This window comes from Actinomadura sp. B10D3 (assembly GCF_039871695.1).
Classification (GTDB): domain Bacteria; phylum Actinomycetota; class Actinomycetes; order Streptosporangiales; family Streptosporangiaceae; genus Spirillospora; species Spirillospora madurae.
Genome location: NZ_JBDPLY010000001.1, coordinates 439,671 through 456,765, shown reverse-complemented (window position 1 = coordinate 456,765; position 17,095 = coordinate 439,671). Strand labels below are relative to the sequence as shown.

The 17,095-nt window shown below is 71.5% G+C and carries 17 protein-coding genes; 1 reads left to right on the top strand and 16 read right to left on the bottom strand.

Going from position 1 to position 17,095, the window contains the following annotated elements; translation table 11 throughout:
• Together ABGB11_RS01925 and ABGB11_RS01920 are read right to left on the bottom strand one after the other, a co-directional pair.
• On the bottom strand, nt 1-699 hold the full coding sequence (locus ABGB11_RS01925; protein WP_347628091.1) for a hypothetical protein: 699 nt from the start codon (nt 697-699) through the stop codon (nt 1-3).
• Nucleotides 700-718: 19 nt separating this feature from the next.
• On the bottom strand, nt 719-1,648 hold the full coding sequence (locus ABGB11_RS01920; RefSeq protein ID WP_347628089.1) for a hypothetical protein: 930 nt from the start codon (nt 1,646-1,648) through the stop codon (nt 719-721).
• Nucleotides 1,649-1,882: 234 nt separating this feature from the next.
• On the opposite strand from ABGB11_RS01920, the gene ABGB11_RS01915 reads away from it, so the two are divergent.
• The gene (locus ABGB11_RS01915) at nt 1,883-3,604 is read left to right on the top strand and encodes a hypothetical protein (RefSeq protein WP_347628087.1); all 1,722 of its coding nucleotides are present in this window, start codon (nt 1,883-1,885) and stop codon (nt 3,602-3,604) included.
• On the opposite strand, the gene ABGB11_RS01910 is transcribed toward ABGB11_RS01915, so the two are convergent.
• The 14 genes from ABGB11_RS01910 to ABGB11_RS01845 all read right to left on the bottom strand — a co-directional run bounded on the left by ABGB11_RS01910 (nt 3,523) and on the right by ABGB11_RS01845 (nt 17,071).
• Nucleotides 3,523-4,410 (bottom strand): phosphatase PAP2 family protein, encoded by an 888-nt coding sequence (locus ABGB11_RS01910; RefSeq protein WP_347628085.1) that lies wholly within the window; start codon nt 4,408-4,410, stop codon nt 3,523-3,525. The genes ABGB11_RS01915 and ABGB11_RS01910 overlap by 82 nt on opposite strands.
• A gap of 241 nt (nt 4,411-4,651) precedes the next feature.
• Entirely contained in the window at nt 4,652-5,992 is a 1,341-nt protein-coding gene (locus ABGB11_RS01905) for an OmpA family protein (RefSeq protein WP_347628083.1), read from the bottom strand.
• A gap of 310 nt (nt 5,993-6,302) precedes the next feature.
• A complete protein-coding gene (locus ABGB11_RS01900) occupies nt 6,303-6,500 on the bottom strand; it encodes a hypothetical protein (protein ID WP_347628081.1) in 198 nt (65 codons plus the stop codon).
• A gap of 120 nt (nt 6,501-6,620) precedes the next feature.
• A complete protein-coding gene (locus tag ABGB11_RS01895; RefSeq protein WP_347628079.1) occupies nt 6,621-7,277 on the bottom strand; it encodes a response regulator transcription factor in 657 nt (218 codons plus the stop codon).
• Nucleotides 7,274-8,476 (bottom strand): histidine kinase, encoded by a 1,203-nt coding sequence (locus ABGB11_RS01890; protein ID WP_347628077.1) that lies wholly within the window; start codon nt 8,474-8,476, stop codon nt 7,274-7,276. The genes ABGB11_RS01895 and ABGB11_RS01890 overlap by 4 nt, the downstream gene beginning before the upstream one ends.
• Nucleotides 8,454-9,347: a type II secretion system F family protein gene (locus tag ABGB11_RS01885; RefSeq protein WP_347628075.1), complete on the bottom strand. Its 894-nt coding sequence runs from the start codon at nt 9,345-9,347 to the stop codon at nt 8,454-8,456. Before ABGB11_RS01885 ends, ABGB11_RS01890 begins: the two co-directional genes overlap by 23 nt.
• Nucleotides 9,347-10,273, bottom strand: coding sequence for a type II secretion system F family protein (locus ABGB11_RS01880; RefSeq protein WP_347628073.1), 927 nt, complete (start codon nt 10,271-10,273; stop codon nt 9,347-9,349). Before ABGB11_RS01880 ends, ABGB11_RS01885 begins: the two co-directional genes overlap by 1 nt.
• Nucleotides 10,270-11,745 carry a CpaF family protein gene (locus tag ABGB11_RS01875; RefSeq protein WP_347628071.1) on the bottom strand — a complete coding sequence of 492 codons (1,476 nt, stop codon included), beginning with the start codon at nt 11,743-11,745 and terminating at the stop codon, nt 10,270-10,272. Before ABGB11_RS01875 ends, ABGB11_RS01880 begins: the two co-directional genes overlap by 4 nt.
• A gap of 3 nt (nt 11,746-11,748) precedes the next feature.
• Complete coding sequence (locus ABGB11_RS01870) at nt 11,749-12,144, bottom strand: hypothetical protein (protein WP_347628069.1); 396 nt, start codon at nt 12,142-12,144, stop codon at nt 11,749-11,751.
• Nucleotides 12,145-12,149: 5 nt separating this feature from the next.
• Entirely contained in the window at nt 12,150-12,593 is a 444-nt protein-coding gene (locus ABGB11_RS01865) for a TadE family protein (protein WP_347628067.1), read from the bottom strand.
• Nucleotides 12,590-13,804 carry an AAA family ATPase gene (locus ABGB11_RS01860; protein WP_347628065.1) on the bottom strand — a complete coding sequence of 405 codons (1,215 nt, stop codon included), beginning with the start codon at nt 13,802-13,804 and terminating at the stop codon, nt 12,590-12,592. The genes ABGB11_RS01865 and ABGB11_RS01860 overlap by 4 nt, the downstream gene beginning before the upstream one ends.
• The gene (gene cpaB / locus ABGB11_RS01855) at nt 13,801-14,538 is read right to left on the bottom strand and encodes a Flp pilus assembly protein CpaB (protein WP_347628063.1); all 738 of its coding nucleotides are present in this window, start codon (nt 14,536-14,538) and stop codon (nt 13,801-13,803) included. The genes ABGB11_RS01860 and cpaB overlap by 4 nt, the downstream gene beginning before the upstream one ends.
• Nucleotides 14,539-14,564: 26 nt before the next feature.
• Nucleotides 14,565-15,830, bottom strand: a complete 1,266-nt coding sequence (locus ABGB11_RS01850) for a hypothetical protein (RefSeq protein ID WP_347628061.1) — start codon at nt 15,828-15,830, stop codon at nt 14,565-14,567.
• 581 nt (nt 15,831-16,411) lie between these two features.
• Nucleotides 16,412-17,071, bottom strand: a complete 660-nt coding sequence (locus ABGB11_RS01845; protein ID WP_347628059.1) for a hypothetical protein — start codon at nt 17,069-17,071, stop codon at nt 16,412-16,414.
• Nucleotides 17,072-17,095 lie beyond the last annotated feature (24 nt).

Sequence of the window (17,095 nt, the reverse complement as noted above, 5' to 3'; positions counted from 1 at the left end):
TCAGACCGTGTAGGGCACGGGCAGGTCCTTGACGAGCGTCACGACCTTCTCCCGGGTCTTCCCGTCCCTGGCGACGGTGAGCTCGCGGCGCTCCAGCGCCCGGTCCCGGACGACGTACGCGGTGACCGCGAACCCCTTCCCCCTGGCGACCGCCGCCGGCGCCGCGATGTCGGGGCGGTACCGGGCGATGACGCGGTCGCGGCGCCGCGCGGCCTCCCCGGTGATGTTCGGGCGGAACCTGATCTCGTCGACCGAGCCGACGATGTAGGTGAGCTTGCCGGGCGGGCGGGTGGTCTCCAGGTAGAGGCGGGCGAGCGCCGTCGCGGCGGCCGGGTCCGCGACGGCGGTGCCGTCCGCCTCCGTCATCGCGGTGAACGCCTTCGGGTCGCCGGTCAGCAGCAGCGCCCGCGCGCCGCCGCTCGCGACGTGCAGCCGCACCGGGTGCGCGCCCTGCCGGTAGTCGACCTGGTACACCCGCCAGCTCCGCAGGAACGGCGCGGGCAGCGGGGTCAGCCGGGAGCCGCCGCGGGTGACGATCGACGCCTCCTCCTTGCGGCCCTGCTGGGCGAGCGCGGCGGCGATCGCCCGGCGGACCTGCTCGTCCGGCCGCCGGTTCGGCGCGGACGACGAACCGCCGGAGGCGTCGCCCGCGCACCCGGCCGCGCCGAGCAGGGCCACGACGACCACCCACGCGATCACCGCTCGCCGCGTCCAGCGGTCAGCAGAAGACCCAGAGGAAGCAGCTCTTGTTCGCGTCATCCCACGCGTCTCCGTAGTTCTCGGGGTAGGTGTTCCCGTCCACTGAGGAGACCACCTCACCATTCTCGAAGGCTTCCTTCACGCGCCGCCGGCCCGCGTCCTCGCCGACCTGGCGCTCCCCTTCGGGGGTCAGCGGCGGCCTCTGCGCCTGGGCCCGCGCCCTGTTCTCCGCGGCGATGGCGTCCCGGTAGGCCGCCTCGTACTCGGCCTGCAGCAGCGTATCCGGCGGGGCGTTGTTCTTCCCCCGCACCCGCTGCAGCTCCTGGTTGTTCTTGATCTCGTCGAGGACGCCCTGGGTCTCCTCGTCGATGGCCCGGTCGACGTACTCCTCCCGGCCCATCTTCTTGGGGTCGGGCACGTTGCGGTTCTTGGCGTGGTTGACCTCGTGGATGAAGGTGTTCGCGCGCTCTTCGGGCGTCTGCGAGGTGTCGATGTAGAACACCTTGTCATCGTCGCTCCAGTAGGAGCCGCCGCCCTTGCGGTAGACGACGCGGACCCCGTTGTCCTTCACCCACCGGAGCGCGTCACGGCCCATCTGGGTCTCGTTGAGGACCGCCTCGGTCTCGGTCTGCGCCCTCGGCTTCGGCGGTGGCGGCGGCTGCTCGACCGACGGTCCCGGGCTGGGGCTCGGTTCCCGGGGCGGCCCCTGCGTCTCGGTGCCGCCGGTGGGCGGCGCGGACGTCAGGCCCGGCCCCGACGGCCCGGCCTCGGTGCGGGGCTGCTCGGCGCAGCCGGCGTCCCCGGACACCTCGCAGACCGCCGACTCCAGGCCGCCCGCGACCTTCCCGCCGAGGGGCGAGGTGGCCACCACCGCGACGACGGCGGCGAGGACGAGGATCACCGCGATATGGCTGACGGCCCCCTCACCGCGATCTCGACCTGGACGCACGATGCCTCTCCTAGGGCCGGTACAGCGGGGATGCCGGTAAAAGCGGGGATGAAGGCATCGAACCCCGCCCGGACCGCCCGGCGCATGGGCCCCGAGGCCCCATCCGGACCCCAACGCCCGACCCTTCCGGCGGGTGCGGCGCGCTGGGCCCCCGGCCCCAAATCCGGACCCAAAGTGCAGGTGGCGGTGCTTCATCCCATTCAGCCCAGGGCCCGGCGAGCCTAGAGTGAGCCGGTGACCGAGCCTCTCGCTCCGCCCGAACCGCCTGCTCCGGCCGTCCCCGCCGAGCCGCGGGCCCGGCGGTCGTGGCTCTGGCTGCTGCCCGCCGGGTGGCTGGCCCAGGTCGTCGTCCGGCTGATGCTGACGCGGGGCCTCGACGCCCCGCCCGTGTATCCGGACGAGACCGGCTACCTCGTCGCGGCGCGCTGGTTCACCGGCGGCCCCGGCACCGACCTCTCCGGCGCCACCTTCTACCAGGGCGGCTACGCCCTGCTCCTGACGCCCGCGTACCTGGTCGGCGACGACCCGGCCGTGGTGTACAGGATCGCCCTCGCCATCAACGCGCTGATCGGCGCCACCGCCTTCCCGCTCGGCTTCGCGGCGCTGCGGCGGCTCGGGCTGACCCGCCGGAGCGCCCTTCCCCTCGCCTGGACGGCCGCGTTCCTCCCGGCCACCACGTTCTGGTCCGGCGTGGCGATGTCGGACGCGCTCCTGCCCGTCCTCGTCCTGGCCTGGCTGCTCTGCCTGGACCGGTTCGTGCGGTCGCGCGGGGCGGGCGCGGCGGTCGGGGCGAGCCTGCTCGCCTGCTACGCGCTCTCCGTCCACAGCCGGGGCATGGTCGTCATGGCCGTGCACGCTCTCGTGCTGGTGGGGTGCCTCGTGCGCGGCGGGAACCGGCGCCCCGCGCTCATCGGCACGGCCGTCGCTGTGCTGGGCGGCGTAGCCGTCACGCTCTTCAACTCCGTCGTGCGCGACCGGCTCTACCCGGACGGCACGTTCGAGGGCTCGGACCTGCTGTGGACGCGGCTGACCACGCTCGACGGGCAGGGCTGGGCGCTCGCGGGCGCCGTCGGGCAGCTGTGGGCGATGCTCGCGGCGACCTGGATGCTCGGCGGCGTCGCGCTCGTCCTCATGGTGCACGCGGTGGGACGGCGCACCGCCCCGCCCGCCGACCGCGTCATGGCGGGGGCCGTCCTCGCCACCACCGCCGGGATCGCCTACGCGACCGCCGCCGGCCTGCCCGACGAGGTGCGGTACGGGAACCACGCCTACGGCCGCTACCTGTCGTGCCTCGCGTTCGTCTACGTGCTGGTCGGCCTGGCTGCGCTCGTCCGCATGACGCGGGTGGCGAAACCCGTCGTGCTCGGCGCACTCGTGTTCGCGGGCTGCGGCGCGGTGGTCGCGCTGCGCATCTCCGGCATGAAGCCGTCCACCCACATCTACCTGCAGTTCGACTTCCCGGAGGTCGGCCTGCTCGGCGGATTCTGGACGGGGCTGAAACCGCTCTGGACGACGCTCACCGCCTGCGGCCTGCTCCTGCTGTTCTGGGGAGTCCGGCGCTTCGGGCCCGTCGCCCTCGTGGCGGTCATGATCGCCGTCAACCTCAGCGCGGCGCTGCTGATGCCCGCCGTGCTCCTCCAGCCGCGCGCCGAGCCCGTTCCCCCGGTCGGTGAGGCGCAGCGGGGCGGAGTCGCCGTCGCGGCGTCCCTGAACGAGCAGCACATCCGCTCGCTGCTCATCTACTCACGGCTGGCGTTCCGGGTCTCCTGGACGGAACTGGAGAAGTTCGATCCGGCCGGCGGCCCGCCCGAGGGCGCCTGCACCGTCGTCGTCGGGCAGCCCGAGGGAACCGCCGCCGTGGCCACCTGGCCCGCTCACCCGCCGGGCTGGCGCGCCCGGGAGGCCGAGCGCCGCGGGCTGAGGTGGGTCGTCTGGTCCGCGCCGTCCTGCCGCTGACGGAACCTCGCGATCACCTTCGGCAGGACGAGGTAGGCGGCCACCGCGTAGGCGATGCCGAGCAGGACGTCCAGGACGTAGTGCTCGCCGAAGTACACCACGCCGATCCAGATCGACACCGGGTACGCGACCAGCGGCCAGACCCAGCGCCAGCCGAACGCCTTCGCCGCGAACAGCACGAACAGCAGTGGGTACGCCGAATGCAGGGACGGCACCGCGGCCACCGCGTTCGGCGACAGCTGCCGGTAGAACGTGTCGTAGGAGCCGCCGCCCATCGCGCTCCACACGCTGCCCGTCACCCGCTGGATGGGTTCGATGTGGCCCTCCTGCGCCGCCATCCACGGCGGAGCGGCGGGATAGGCCAGGTAGGTGACGAACGCCGCCAGCGACAGGCCGACGAGGCAGAGCACGAACGTCCAGTACATCGACGGCCGCTTCTTCCACAGCACCGTGGCCAGCACCAGCGGTGCCACGAAATGGAAGGTGTAGAGCACGTAGAAGTAGAAGTCGTACCACTGGTCGCCGCCGCGCCAGAGCCGCTCCTGCAGCCACTCGGTCGGCAGCCCGCCCCCGGCGAGCCACCGGTCGAACTCGATCATCGCCGTGTAGTGGACGTGATCGTTCAGGTCGTCGGCGATGCCCGCGAAGGCCTGGTACAGCATCAGCAGGGCCAGAAAGGGCCCGAGGCGCTTCAGGAACACCCGGGACTGCCCGAAGATGGCGAACAGCGCCAGCAGGATCAGGAAGACCGCGTCGGGCGTCCAGAAGACGACCTTCCGCGTGATGACGTACAGGAGGAGCAGCACACCGGACACCCGCGCCGCGAGAATCCAGAAATCCCTGCGGCCGAACTGTCCGAGTACTCCCCGGGTACGGCCTTCGTTGTCCGGGATTTGCTCCAGGCGCCGCGGTGCGTCCTCTACCAGTTCAACCCCAGGGCCCCCGCCGGCCGAATCGACGCTCATTCTCGGACGCTATCCCGCGGTCCATCCGCTTCCCAGGGCCCCCGGACCCAATCGGGCCCGGGGGCTCAGATCGGCGAACCGCTCAGCTGACCGTCAGATTCTGCACCGGCTGGAATCCCGGAATCTGCACGTTCGCGGTCTTGACCTCCGGGGGAAGCTTGAACATCGCCCACAGGGTGTATTCCTCACCCTTCTCGACCGTGTAGTCGTCCGAGGGCGTGACGTTGAGGTTGGGGCCCAGCGTCTCCCTGTTGACGGAGTCCCGGACGGGACGGTAGCGAAGCGAGCCGGAAACGATGGCGGCCAGGCTGGTGCTGGCTTCCGCGTAGATGCCGCTGTAATCGTGGGAGGAGCTCCAGGCGTCGAGCGGCTTGTCGTCATCGTTGCGGAGCGTCCAGACCAGGGACACGAAGCCGTTGCGGTCGCGCCTGAGCTCGTTGATCCGCACCTCGGCCTTCGCGGGCCATTTGCCCTCGACCACCTTCGGGGGGCTGCCGCTGGGCGCGGTCCCGAGAACGGGCAGCTTCCCGTCCGCGGACGGGGTGGGCGGCGCCGCCGGCGCCGCGGGCGGCGGGGACGGGGGCTTCGGCTTGGGGAACAGGACGGTCACGCGCCGGTTGACCCTGCGCCCCTCCTCGTTCTCGTTCGAGGCGATCGGATCCTTCGATCCGTGCCCGCGCACCTGGTAGTTGATCCCCTGCCGGGTGACGAGCCGCTCCAGAGCGGCCTTCACCGTCTGCGCGCGGCGCTCCGAGAGCGGGTCGTTGATGGCGTCGTTGCCGCTGTTGTCGGTGTGGCCGTCGATCTTCACCGTGGTGCCCGCGGACTGGTCGATCTTGGCCGCGACGTCCTTGAGCGCGGCCTGCGCCTTGGGAGTGAGGTCGGCCTTGTTGAGGGCGAAGAGCACGTCCGTCGAGAGGCGGACCCGCAGGTCGTTCCCGTCGTCGTCCTGGGACTTGGTCTCGTCGTCGACCTGGACCGTGAGCGGGAAGACCTGGGGCTCGCCGCCCTTCACCGTGTTCGGGTCGGCCTTCGCCCCGCCATCGTCCACCACGACCTGCTCGGCCGGGCGGCTGCCCAGCTGGACGTCGAGGAACGGCGGAGCGGACGGGAACATCACGTCCATGTGCGTCACGTCGCCGGGCGGGGCAGGGAAGACCGCCACCAGGTCCGTGCTGCCCTTGGGCGGCACGGACGGCCACCCGCGGGTGCAGAGGCACGCACCGTTGAGATAGCCCATGGGGAAGTGGCGCTTGGAGTTCTTTCCGTCCAGCAGGGAGACGCCGGCGATCGAGTTCGTATTGAGCTTCGGCGTGTTCCAGGGGACCTTCAAGGCACCCCCGAAGGAGTACTTCTGATCCCTGTCGTTCCGGACCCGCCACCGCGCGACGACCGCTTTCGGCGAGACCCGGTCGAGGGCCATCAGGTCCACCTTGATATCCGACCCCACGGCGAGGGGACGGGTCTGGATGGGAGCGTTCGGCGACCCCCGACCGGCCGCGGGAGGCTTTGTCCTCTTGGGTTCATCCTCCTTGTCTCCACCACCACAGGATGCCAAGAGGAGCGTGATGAGCGCGGTCACCGACCCCGCCTTCACCAAGGCACGCATACCGAAACCCTTCCCGCGTCGCAAACGTGCGAACACGCCAATGTGGAGAACCGGGAATCCCGGTCCTCCACATTGGCGAAGACTCGTTTGACCACTTTTTCCGTTGCGGCCCCGAAAGGTGCGATCAGCTGGCGCTCGCGCCCGAGCCCGGCTCGGTCTCCGAGACCTTGTCGATCGCGCCCTCGATACCGTTCTGGATCTTCTCGCCGATGCCGGAGACGGCGATCGCCGCCAGGATGCCGGCGATGAGAATGATGACCGCGATGTAGGAAACCGCGCCCTCTCCCCGGTCCGACTTCGCCAGTGCCGCACGCGTCCGCATTCCAATGAACATCTCGGCTCGCTCCCCTTTTTCGCTTCGCCTTGTGACATTCAAGGTACGGATCGGGGAATGCGGAACACAGGGTCCGAAGGCCCAAGCTGGACCCATTCGTGGGGCCCATCAGCGGTCCCCCACCGCGGTGCCCAGCCAGCGGGCGATGGCGGCGGCGCGGTTCTCCACCGCGAGCTTGGCGAAGATGCGGTTGACGTGGTTCTTCACGGTCTTCTCCGTGAGGAACAGCTCGCTCGCGATCTCCCGGTTGGCGCGGCCCTGCGCGATCAGGTCCATGACCTCGGCCTCCCGCGCCGACAGCCCGTACCGGGCGCGGTCGGCGTTGCGCGGGCGGTCCTGGGCCGGCTCCTTGACCGCGTTCATCAGCGCCGTGATCGCCACCGGGGACAGCGGGTTGCCGGTGCCCGAGGCGGCCTGCCGGACGGCCGCCGCCAGGTCGTCGACGTCGAACGTGCCGTGCACCAGGTACCCGCTCGCGCCGCCGCGGACGGCGGCGCGGATGACGTCGGGTTCATCGGTGTAGGTCAGCATCAGCACGCGCGTGATGCCGCTCAGCGTCTGGAGGGCCGACACGCCGTCCAGGAGGGGCATCCGGACGTCCAGCAGCACGAGGTCCGGGCGATGCCGCTCGGCGAGCTCGATGGCGCGGCGGCCGTCGCCCGCCTCGGCGACGACCGTGGCGACGCCCGTCGCCTCCAGCAGGGACACGAGGCCGGACCGGACGACGGGATTGTCGTCGGCGACCACCACTCTGATCTCGCTCATGCCATCTCCAGATAGGGGGCGGGCGCCGCGGCGCCATCGGGGAACGGCACGGTGACGGTGACGGTGGTGCCCGCGCCCGGCTCCGAGGTCACCGCAAGCTCGGCTCCGGCGTGCACGGCGCGCTCCTGCATGCCGACCACGCCGTAGTGGCCGGCACGGGCCAGCTCGTCGACGTCCGCGGGCATCGCGAACCCCTTGCCGTGGTCGGCGATCGTGAGGACGACCCGGTCACCGCAGCCGCGGAGCCGCACCTCGATCGAGGGTGCGTCCGCGTGCCGTTTCACGTTCTCCAAGGCCTCGCGGAGGATCGCCGCGACCTCGTGCCGGGTGCGGATCGGCAGCTCGACGCCGGAGTCGGCGGACACCTCGGCCTTGACCCCGGTCGCCTCCGCCCACGCGTCGACGATGTCCTCGACGACCTCGCCGAGCGCCCGCTGCGCGGTGTCGGTGCGCAGCTCGGCGATCAGCTCCCTGGCCTCGCGGGAGGCGATCTCGGCCGCCGCGACGATGCGCTGGGCCTCCTCGCGGGCGCGGTCCGGGGAGCGACTCACCCAGGCGGGCAGCACCGCCGCCGCCATGGAGATGCCGCGCAGCGTCTTGACGAGCGAGTCGTGCATCTCGCGCGCCAGGCGGTTGCGCTCCTCCGCGGCCGCCGCCGCCACCTCGGCGCGGTGCCGGGCCTCGTCGGACCGCGCGAACTCGTCGAACAGCCGGCGTATCGCCGTACCGACGAAGCCCCCGATGAAGTAGCACAGCGGCATGCCGAGCACGGTCTGGAAGCTCACCACCCACGCCGAGTCCGCCGCCGCCGCGTAGTAGAGCAGCACCTGCAGGGGGCAGATGAGCAGCGTCCCGGACCACTGGAAGAGCAGGCCGGCCAGCGTCGAGGTGATGGCGGTGACCAGGAAGAACGGGCCGAGCACCCCGCCCACTTCCAGCGCCGCGTACGCGACGAGCGCGTCGAGGGCGAGCAGCACGGGGTACGCGATGAGCCGCGGGACGATCTCCTGCCAGCCGAACAGGGCGAGCGCGGACAGCGCCCCCACGCACGACAGCACGAAGATGGTCTCTAAGGTGGCCCGGTCGCCGGGGACCAGCAGCAGCGCCAGGCCGGACGCGAGCACCCGCACCTGCATGAGCAGGCGGAAGGTCGCGCCGATCCGGGCGAGCGGCGGGTCACTGGCCAAGGAGACCGCCACCCCCCGAGTTCAGGCCGAAGTACAGCGCGCCCATGATCAGCACGAGCATGCCCGGGACCATCATGAACGTGGTCACCATGGTGATCTTCGGTTCGGCGCGCTGCGCCCTGCGGCGGGCGAGCTGCGACGCCTCGCGCCGCATGTCCACGCTGATGTCGGCGAGCGCGCCCGCCAGCGGGGCGCCGAGCTCCTCGGCCTGCAGGATCGCGGTGACGAAGCTGGAGAGCTGCTCGCTGTTGTTGCGGCTGCGCAGGTCCTCGAACGCCTGCCGGAACGGCGTCCCGACCTCCATCTGGCGGAGCGTCGTCAGCATCTCGTCCGACAGGGCGCCCGGCATGCTCTCGGCGACCCGGCTGACGGCCTGCCGGAAGCTGAGGCCGGCGGTGACCGTGACCGCCAGGACGTCCAGGAAGTCGGGCAGGCCCTTCTGCAGCTCCTGCTGGCGCTCTTGGGACAGGTTCCACAGGACGACGTCCGTCTGGAACCAGCCGAACAGCAGCAGCGCCCCGCCGATGAACAGGTGGTCGGACAGCAGCATGATGACGCCGATCGAGCCCAGCACGAGGAGGGTGCCGGCCTTGTTCTTGGCGTACTGCTCCACGGTGAGCCCGTAAGGGCGGCCGGCGCGCTCGATCCGGCGGTTCAGCCGGCCGCGCGCCGCGGGGCTCATCGACCGCAGCAGCAGCGGCGCGAACAGGCCGCCGAACGGCTCGGTGATGCTGCCGAGCGGGCCGAACCCCTTCTTCTTGGGCTTCTTGACGACCGCGGCGAGCTCCTCGTTCACCTGCTGGCCGGAGACCCGGAGGTACAGGCCCCACACGAACAGGGCCACGCAGAGCGCGGCGCCGGCGGAGAGCGCGAGCGGCATCATCAGACGTCGATCCTCGTCATGCGGCGGATGATGTACAGGGCCCCGGTGAACAGGGACATCGCGATCAGCAGGATCATCTGGCCCAGCAGCGAGCCGGTCATCTTGTCGACCACATCGGGGGCGAGGAACGCGATGCCGAACAGCGTCGCCATGCCCATGCCGAAGATCGCCCACCCGGCGGCCACGGACTCCCCGACGATCGTCTTGACCTCGCGCCGGGTCTCCTTGCGCTGCTCCAGGGTGCTGGAGATGTTGCGCAGCGACGTGATGAGCGAGCCGCCCGAGCGGGACGCCACGACCAGCGTGCTCACCAGCACCGCCAGCTCGCGGGACTGCAAACGGTCGCGCAGCTCGTTCATCGCCGCGTCGAACGACTGGCCGAGGCGCAGCGCCTCGGCGGTGCGGGACAGCTCCGTGCGGGCCGGGTCGTCGAGCTCCTCGGCGGCCATCTCGATGGCCGTCCTGATGGACAGGCCCGCCGCGGCCGCGTTGGACAGCACACGGGCGAGCTCGGGGAGCTGGCCGATGAACTCCTCCACCCGGCGCGTCTCCTGCTGGCGCAGGAAGCCGAAGAACGCCAGGCCGACGCCGAGCGCGGTGACGATGCCGAGGAACAGCGACAGCACCTGGCCGAGCAGGACGACGATGAGCAGGCCGGCGCCCGTCGCCCCCATGACGAAGACCGACAGCCGGATCCGCAGGCCCGAGGCGGCCAGCCTGCGGTAGACCTGCCGGCCGAGCGCGGTCCGGCGCAGCCGGGCGTCCCAGCGGTCGAGCCGGGTCGCCATCGACCGCTCGGTGAAGCCGCGGGCGCCGCGGGCGACCAGCTCGCGCTGCTGGTCGAGGCCGCTGCCGAACTGCCAGACGCCGAGCACCCCGATGACGAGGACGACGGTCATCGACAGCAGGATCAGCTCATAGCTCATGGGGTCTCCCCGGGGGTGTGGCCGGGTCCCCGCCCGTTGCCGGGCGGGTTCTGCGGGGTCGGCCACGGAGGCATGGCCGTCGCGGGGCCCTGGTTCGCCGGACCTTGGTTCGCCGGGCCCTGCGGCGCCGGGCCCCGGTTCGCCGGGCCCTGGCCGGCGGGGCGCCGGTCCGCCGCGGCGTGGCCGCCGCCGAAGGCCGCCGGGATCGCCTCCCCGGCGAACACCAGCTTGGTGACGAGCTCCTGCGGGAGCGCCCGGTGGACGTAGCGCCCGCGGACGACCCGGTCGAGGCCCACCGGCTCCATCTCGAACTTCACGATCGGGGTGAGCTCGATGTCCTCGCGCCGCCCCGACGACACGACCGCGACCTCGCCGATCCGCCGCGAGCCGTCCACCGCCCGGTCCAGGAAGATCACCGCGTCGACCGCGTTGTTGATCTGGTCGCGGATGGCGTTGTAGGGGATCTTGACCTCGCTCATCGAGGCGAGCGTCTCGATGCGGTAGATGCTGTCCTCGGCCGAGTTGGCGTGCACTGTCACCATGGACCCGTCGTGGCCGGTGTTCATCGCCTGCAGCATGTCGAGCGTCTCGGCGCCGCGGACCTCACCGACGATCACCCGGTCGGGACGCATCCGCAGCGCGTTGCGGACCAGGTCCCGGATGGTGATGGCGCCCTCGCCCTCGATGTTGGCCGGGCGCGACTCCAGCCGGATGACGTGGTCCTGCTGGAGCTGGAGCTCGGCGGAGTCCTCGATCGTCACGATGCGCTCGCTGGACGGCACGAACCCCGACAGCGCGTTCAGGAACGTCGTCTTGCCGGTGCCCGTCCCGCCCGCGATCACGATGTTGAGCCGGGCCCGGACGAACGCGCCGAGCAGCACCGCGGTGTGCTCGTCGAGCGCGCCCATGCTCACCAGCTCGTCCATCCGGAACGCGCGCGGGAAGCGGCGGATCGTCAGCACCGGACCGACCAGCGACAGCGGCGGGACGATCACGTTCACGCGCTCGCCGGACGGGAGCCGGGCGTCCACCATCGGGCTCGACTCGTCCACGCGCCGGTTCACCTGGGCGACGATGCGGTCGATGGTCTGGTACAGCTGGGCGTCGCTGGCGAACCCCACGTCGATGCGGGTCAGCTTGCCGAGCCGCTCGATGTAGACGCTGTCCGGGCCGTTGACCATGATCTCGGTGACGGACGGGTCGGCGAGCAGCGGCTCCAGCACCCCGAGGCCGAGCGCCTCGTCCACGATCCGGCGGACCAGCTGCGCCCGCTCCCGGGTCGACAGGACCGGCCCCTCGCGGGTCAGGATGTGCCCGACGACCTTCTCCAGGCGGGCGCGGCGCTGCGCCATGTCCAGGGTGGCGAGGTCGTCGAGGTTGACCTCCTCCAGCAGCCGCTGGCGCCAGTGACCGACGTCCGGTCCCGTCGCCTGCTGCTCAGGACCGGCGTCCCTGCGGTTCTTCAGACCCATGTCTCACCCCACAGGCATTTCGACGCGCCGCCGGACCGTGATGTTCAGATGAAGTCCGTTCGCGATCAGGGGCACCTTGGCGCGCACCGTGCAGCGGACCGTGTCGCCCGACAGCGCCTCGACCGTGATCTCCTTGTCGGTGATCACCTTGGGCAGGGCGGCGTTGGCGGCGCGGGTCCCCGGGCCGTTCTTCGTCGCCGGCTCGTTCAGCGCGACACCCTGCATCGACGCGACCCGCGCGCCCGTCCGGGTGGCGTTCTCGACCTGCTCGACCGTCGCGAACGCGGTGTAGGCCTCGTACGCGCAGAAGAGGGCGGCCAGGACGAACCCGATCCAGGCCATGAACTCGACCGCCGCCGACCCGTCGTCGTCCAGCCGGGCCACCCTCGGCTCGCGCATCCGGGTCACCCCTTCCCCTCGTAGACGATCTTGGACCGGTGGCTGACGGTCATCGGGAGGGTGAAGCCCTTGAGCACCAGCGGCGGCTTGATCGACACCCGGACGTAGCCGCAGTCGGGGTCGCGCGGGCCGGCGCCGTCGCACTGCGCGCCCGTCGGGTACTTCACCTGGAAGCTGTCGTCGTCGGCGAACCGCCCGGACACCCGCTTCAGCGCCGCCGCCTCGACCTCCTTCTGGCCGCCGCCGACCGCCGCGACCCGCGCGCCCTCGTTCGCCGAGTGGGTCGTGTACGTCATCGACCAGCCGATCAGGAACGCCTCCCAGACCGCGACGAGGACCAGCAGGATGAGCGGCAGCATGCCGGTGAACTCGACGACCTGGCCGCGATCCCGCTCGGCGTCCGGGACCGCGGGACGCAGCCGGAGTCTTCGGATCGCGGGCCGGTTCATGGCGTCCCCGTCATGGTGCGCGCGCCGCCGCCCCCGTCGGCCGGCTCCAGCCCGAGGACGCCGAGCTCGCCGGCGAGCTGGAGCACCGCGCGGCGGAAGCCGTCGTCCTCGACCCGGCCCAGCGACCCGTTGTTGATGGCCTTCTCCAGCGCCCGGAACGCCGGCGGGATGGTGGTCTTGGCCAGGGCCAGCCCGAGGATGCGGGCGGCGAAGTCGGGCTGGATCTCGTTCTTGCGGCTCTGCCGGGTCAGCACCGCGATGATGTCCTCGCTCTTGCGCGCGTCCAGCCGCGTCCACAGCCCGACCATGCGCTTGGCGGCGCGCAGGCACGGCAGGTCGGGCATCACGGTGAGCGCGACCCGGTCGGCCAGCTCGACCGCGGTGACGGACGCCTCCGTCATGAACGTCCCGCAGTCGACGATGACGATGTCGTAGCGGGAGCGGAGCGCCGCGAGGATCTGCCGGGTGGCGAGCGCGGTCACGTCCTCTCCGCGCTCGGCCTCGTGCGGCGCGAGGAGGACGTGGGGGCCCTCGCCGTGCGCGAACAGGGCGTCCGCGAGCATCGGGCCGGTGATCTCGCCGGCCACCTCGATCAGGTCGGCGATGCTGCGCCGGTGCACCATGTCGAGATAGCTCGGGATGTCGCCCGCCTGCAGGTCGAGGTCGACCAGGCAGACCGAGCGGTCCGGCCGCTGCGACGACGCGGCCAGGGCGAGCTGGACGGCCAGCGTGGTCACGCCGGTGCCGCCCTTGGCCCCGGCGAGCGCGATGATGCGGCCGCGCCGCCCGCCGACGGCCTCCACGTGCCCGCCGCCGATCCACCGGCTCATGCCCCGCGACCACTCGGCGGCGGTGGACAGCCTCGACTGGAGTTCCTCAAGGCTCGGCTGCCGGGACAGCACTCCCCGCGCGCCCGCCTCCAGCGCCCGGGTCAGCGCGCTCTCGTCGACGGTGGTGCACAGCAGCACCGCCGCGCAGTTCGGGCGGCGCATCGCGATCTCGCGGACGAGGTCGTGCGCGGGCACCGGCCCGATGTTCTCGTCGATGAGGACGACGTCGACGTCCTGGTCGGTGGCGACCATCCCGAGGACCTCGTTGGACGTCCGGCCGAACGAGACCAGCTCGAACCCGGTCAGCTCGACCATGACGGCGCGGAACGTCGCCACGAGTTCCTGGTCGTCCCCGCCGAGGAGGATCCTGATGTCGTTCATCGGCCGGCCGCGGGGGTGTTGCAGAGCCGGTTCGCGGGCGGCTTGACGTCCTCGGGACCGCCGACGAGCGCCAGCCGGAGCTTGCGGGAGAACGACTCGGCGTACGTCAGCCGGAGGGTCTCCTCCGCGCTCAGCGCGAACGTGACCGGGAGGGCTCCGCTGGTGACGCCACCGCCGCCGGCCTGCGACTGGTTGCCGCGGGTGTCGGTCACCTGGCGCTCCGGCCCGACGTTGATGACCTGGACGCGGTCGAGGATGCGGACGGCGCAGGGGCCCTGCCGGGAGCCGCTGATGGACTCGAAGGTGCTGTAGACGTCGACGATGGAGCCGTTGACGACCTTCCCGGCGACGCCGGTCTCCGAGTCGATCATGACGGCGATCTCGCGCTGCCCCGGGCGCAGCGCCGGACGGTCCTGCAGCATGCCCTGCTGGAGGTAGGCGCCGCGCGGGATACGGCCCGCCGCCACCTTGTTCTGCAGGTCGGCGAGCTGGGTGATGAAGGCGCCGGACGCCCACTTCTTCGGGATCTTCGCCTCGCGCACCGAGGCGGCGGGGATCGGCTGGAACGCCTCCACGTCCGACTGGACCTGCAGGACCGTGGTCATCTCGCCGACCGCCGCGTCGGCGTCGGCCTGAACGCTCTGGACGTAGCCGATGACCATGATGAACACGAACACGGCCCCGATGGCCGCCGTGATCATCAACAGGACACCGCGTCGCTGCCGGGGGTTCATCTCGCTCCTTCTACATGGTCATCCGGTCACGGGTGCCGGGCCGGACGGAACTCGACCGTCCGGGGCCAGCGCTCCTCCTCTTCGGGCTCACCGGAGACCAGGGGGGCTGGGCTGGCGGGTTCGGGGTCGGCGGGGAGAGGCTTGCGCAGATCGGGCTGGGTGTTACGCGGCCCGGGGGCGTCCGCCTCTCCGAACGCCTGGGGTGCCGTGCCCGGCGGGGACGGCGGGTGGGGGTCCGCCGGCCGCGGCACCGCCGGCTGGGCGGGGTGCACGGGCCGGACGGAGGGCGCGGGGGACGCGGGGGGTGCTGCGGGGGACGCTGCGGGGGGTGAGTTCGGCGCGGGAGACGCGGGCTGTGCGGGCGCGGGCTGTGCGGGCGCGGGCGGGGCGCCCGGCGGCGCCTGCGGTCCGGGCCGTGCTTCCGGTCGGGGCTGTGGTCCGGGCTGCGCTCCAGGCTGGTGCGGCGCGTCCGCGCGGGGCTGCGTCTCGCCGCAGAAGGGGCATGCGGGCAGGGCAGTCGGCTCGCCGCACCAGGGGCAGCGCACGCAGCGGACCGCCTGCAGCACCTGGTGCAGGTCGTGCGGGTGCCCGCTGAACGCGACGAACTCCGTGTACTTCCTGCTGCCCCAGAACTCGGCGCTGAGCGGGGGCGCGGCGACGTTCGTCACGCGCACCGCCTGCAGCGCGGGACGCAGGCGCTGCTCCAGCCAGTCGAGGTCGCCCTGCTCGTTCGCGGCGAGCATGAGCACGGGGTCGAGCGGCCTGCGGGTGATGTCCTGGACGGGCTTGGCCCCGGTGATGCGGTGCACCGTGGTCTCGGCGGACGACGTCACCATGAAGCCGCTGCCCGGCAGGTAGGAGAGCATGTGCTGGCCCAGCTTGGCCTGCCCGCGTTCGAGCTTGGCGACGCTGGCGAGCCACGCTCCGGCGACGAGCCGGTCGGCCAGGTGCGGCGCGATGCTCGCCAGCACCCCGGCCGGGACGTGCGGCGCCGTGTAGGCGAGCTGGTCGGCCACGAGGGACAGCGCGAGCGGCGGGAGGTCGAGCGGCATGCGGGCGATCCGGTCGGTGGCGAGCAGCATCCGCGCCTGCCTGACCAGCTTGACGGCCGCCTCCGACCGCCACGCGGGGTGGACGACGAGCACGGCTCCGGCCCGCGCGAGGGCGTGGCTCGTCCCGTCGAGGAAGGTGAGAAGGGCAGCCGGATCCGCCGCGTCCGGTACCCGCTGCGCCACGGAACCGGGCGTGATGCCTGTGCTGGGAACGTCTCCGACCACCACAACGACGGTCATGCGCGCCCCCGGGCCGTCCATGGCCTCACGTACGTTCCCTTCCCCGTTCGCTCCAGTCCCCCGACGAAGCGCCCGAAAAGCTACAAAGGCCCCTTCAGACTTGAAAGACGATAACCGGCGCCCAGACCCGAGATCAAGATCTTTATTTGCACCACAATCCCGGGTTTCGGACCTGCCCAAATGGCGGGGGGCGGCGTCGGCGTAGCCAGGGAAGGTGGCCCATCTAAGTGATCAACGGGCGAGCCAGCAGTCATCGACGATTCCGTGGAAAGAATACCGTACACACGTGATTTCCGACACGCGGTGGCGTTCCGTGCTAACGGCTCTTCCCGACGAGGATCGTCCAGGTGGATGGTGTTTACCTGATCTTTGCCTGCTGTTGTGTTCGGAAGTCCGGGCCTCCTCCCCCGTGTAAGCCCGTGGTGTTCGAGCCGGCCTCGGCCCGGGCCGGGACCGCTGCCGTGTGCGGCCGATCCAAACACAGCGCCCGGCCGGGCGGCATGAAGCCAGGGACCTAAAGCTGGGCCCAAAGAGGAGTGGGCCGGACGCCTCTCGCGCCGCCGGACCGGTCCGGTCCGGCGTCACGCCTCGCCGGCGGGGGCGTCCCCGTCCGCCGGCAGCAGGAACTCCAGCCGGTGGACGAAGAACGGCTCGTACTCGAAGATCCGGGCCGTTTCGTGCAGCTCATCGAAGAACGCCCGGTCGATCGGCATGAAGTGGTGGATCGCGCAGATCAGGAAGAAGCGGAACGCGAGCTCCGGCAGCCCGTACTCGACGAGGTCCAGCATCGCCCGCCGCAGGTACTCCTCGTCGTGCGGGTCCAGATGGAAGTTCTTGGTGATCGAGAACCGCCGCACCGCACGGGTGACGCGCTCGGCGACGTCCGCCCGCCGGTCGATCTCCCCCTTCGGCAGCACGTCCAGCCCCGCGGCCTCGACCGGCGGCCGCATGATGCCGGCGACCGCGCGCATCCAGCCCCGCCCGTCGAGGCCGTCGACCCTCGGGTGGTGCCAGCCGTCGCAGGAAGACCGCCACAGCGCGCCGAGCTGCTCGGCAGTCAGGGGGGACGCGTCGAGCAGCTCGGCGTCGAAGAGGTACTCCTGGCTCGCTCCGGCGTTCTGCTCCCGCGCGAGCTCCCGGACTATGTCCAGCCCGGTCTCGTAGTGGCTGAACCAGGAGGAGATGAAGTGGGCACTCGCCAGCTCGGTGATCCCGAAGTTGTCACACCTGTAGCCGTACATCGCACCCCCTCTCCGTCTCGCCGG

Coding starts and splice junctions, on each gene's coding strand:
- ABGB11_RS01905 (WP_347628083.1), bottom strand. CDS start 5,992: ATGGCCCTCGACCGGGTCTCGCCGAAAGCGGTCGTCGCGCGGTGGCGG.
- ABGB11_RS01900 (WP_347628081.1), bottom strand. CDS start 6,500: ATGCGGACGCGTGCGGCACTGGCGAAGTCGGACCGGGGAGAGGGCGCG.
- ABGB11_RS01895 (WP_347628079.1), bottom strand. CDS start 7,277: ATGAGCGAGATCAGAGTGGTGGTCGCCGACGACAATCCCGTCGTCCGG.
- ABGB11_RS01885 (WP_347628075.1), bottom strand. CDS start 9,347: ATGATGCCGCTCGCGCTCTCCGCCGGCGCCGCGCTCTGCGTGGCCCTG.
- ABGB11_RS01880 (WP_347628073.1), bottom strand. CDS start 10,273: ATGAGCTATGAGCTGATCCTGCTGTCGATGACCGTCGTCCTCGTCATC.
- ABGB11_RS01875 (WP_347628071.1), bottom strand. CDS start 11,745: ATGGGTCTGAAGAACCGCAGGGACGCCGGTCCTGAGCAGCAGGCGACG.
- ABGB11_RS01870 (WP_347628069.1), bottom strand. CDS start 12,144: ATGCGCGAGCCGAGGGTGGCCCGGCTGGACGACGACGGGTCGGCGGCG.
- ABGB11_RS01865 (WP_347628067.1), bottom strand. CDS start 12,593: ATGAACCGGCCCGCGATCCGAAGACTCCGGCTGCGTCCCGCGGTCCCG.
- ABGB11_RS01860 (WP_347628065.1), bottom strand. CDS start 13,804: ATGAACGACATCAGGATCCTCCTCGGCGGGGACGACCAGGAACTCGTG.
- cpaB (WP_347628063.1), bottom strand. CDS start 14,538: ATGAACCCCCGGCAGCGACGCGGTGTCCTGTTGATGATCACGGCGGCC.
- ABGB11_RS01850 (WP_347628061.1), bottom strand. CDS start 15,830: ATGACCGTCGTTGTGGTGGTCGGAGACGTTCCCAGCACAGGCATCACG.
- ABGB11_RS01845 (WP_347628059.1), bottom strand. CDS start 17,071: ATGTACGGCTACAGGTGTGACAACTTCGGGATCACCGAGCTGGCGAGT.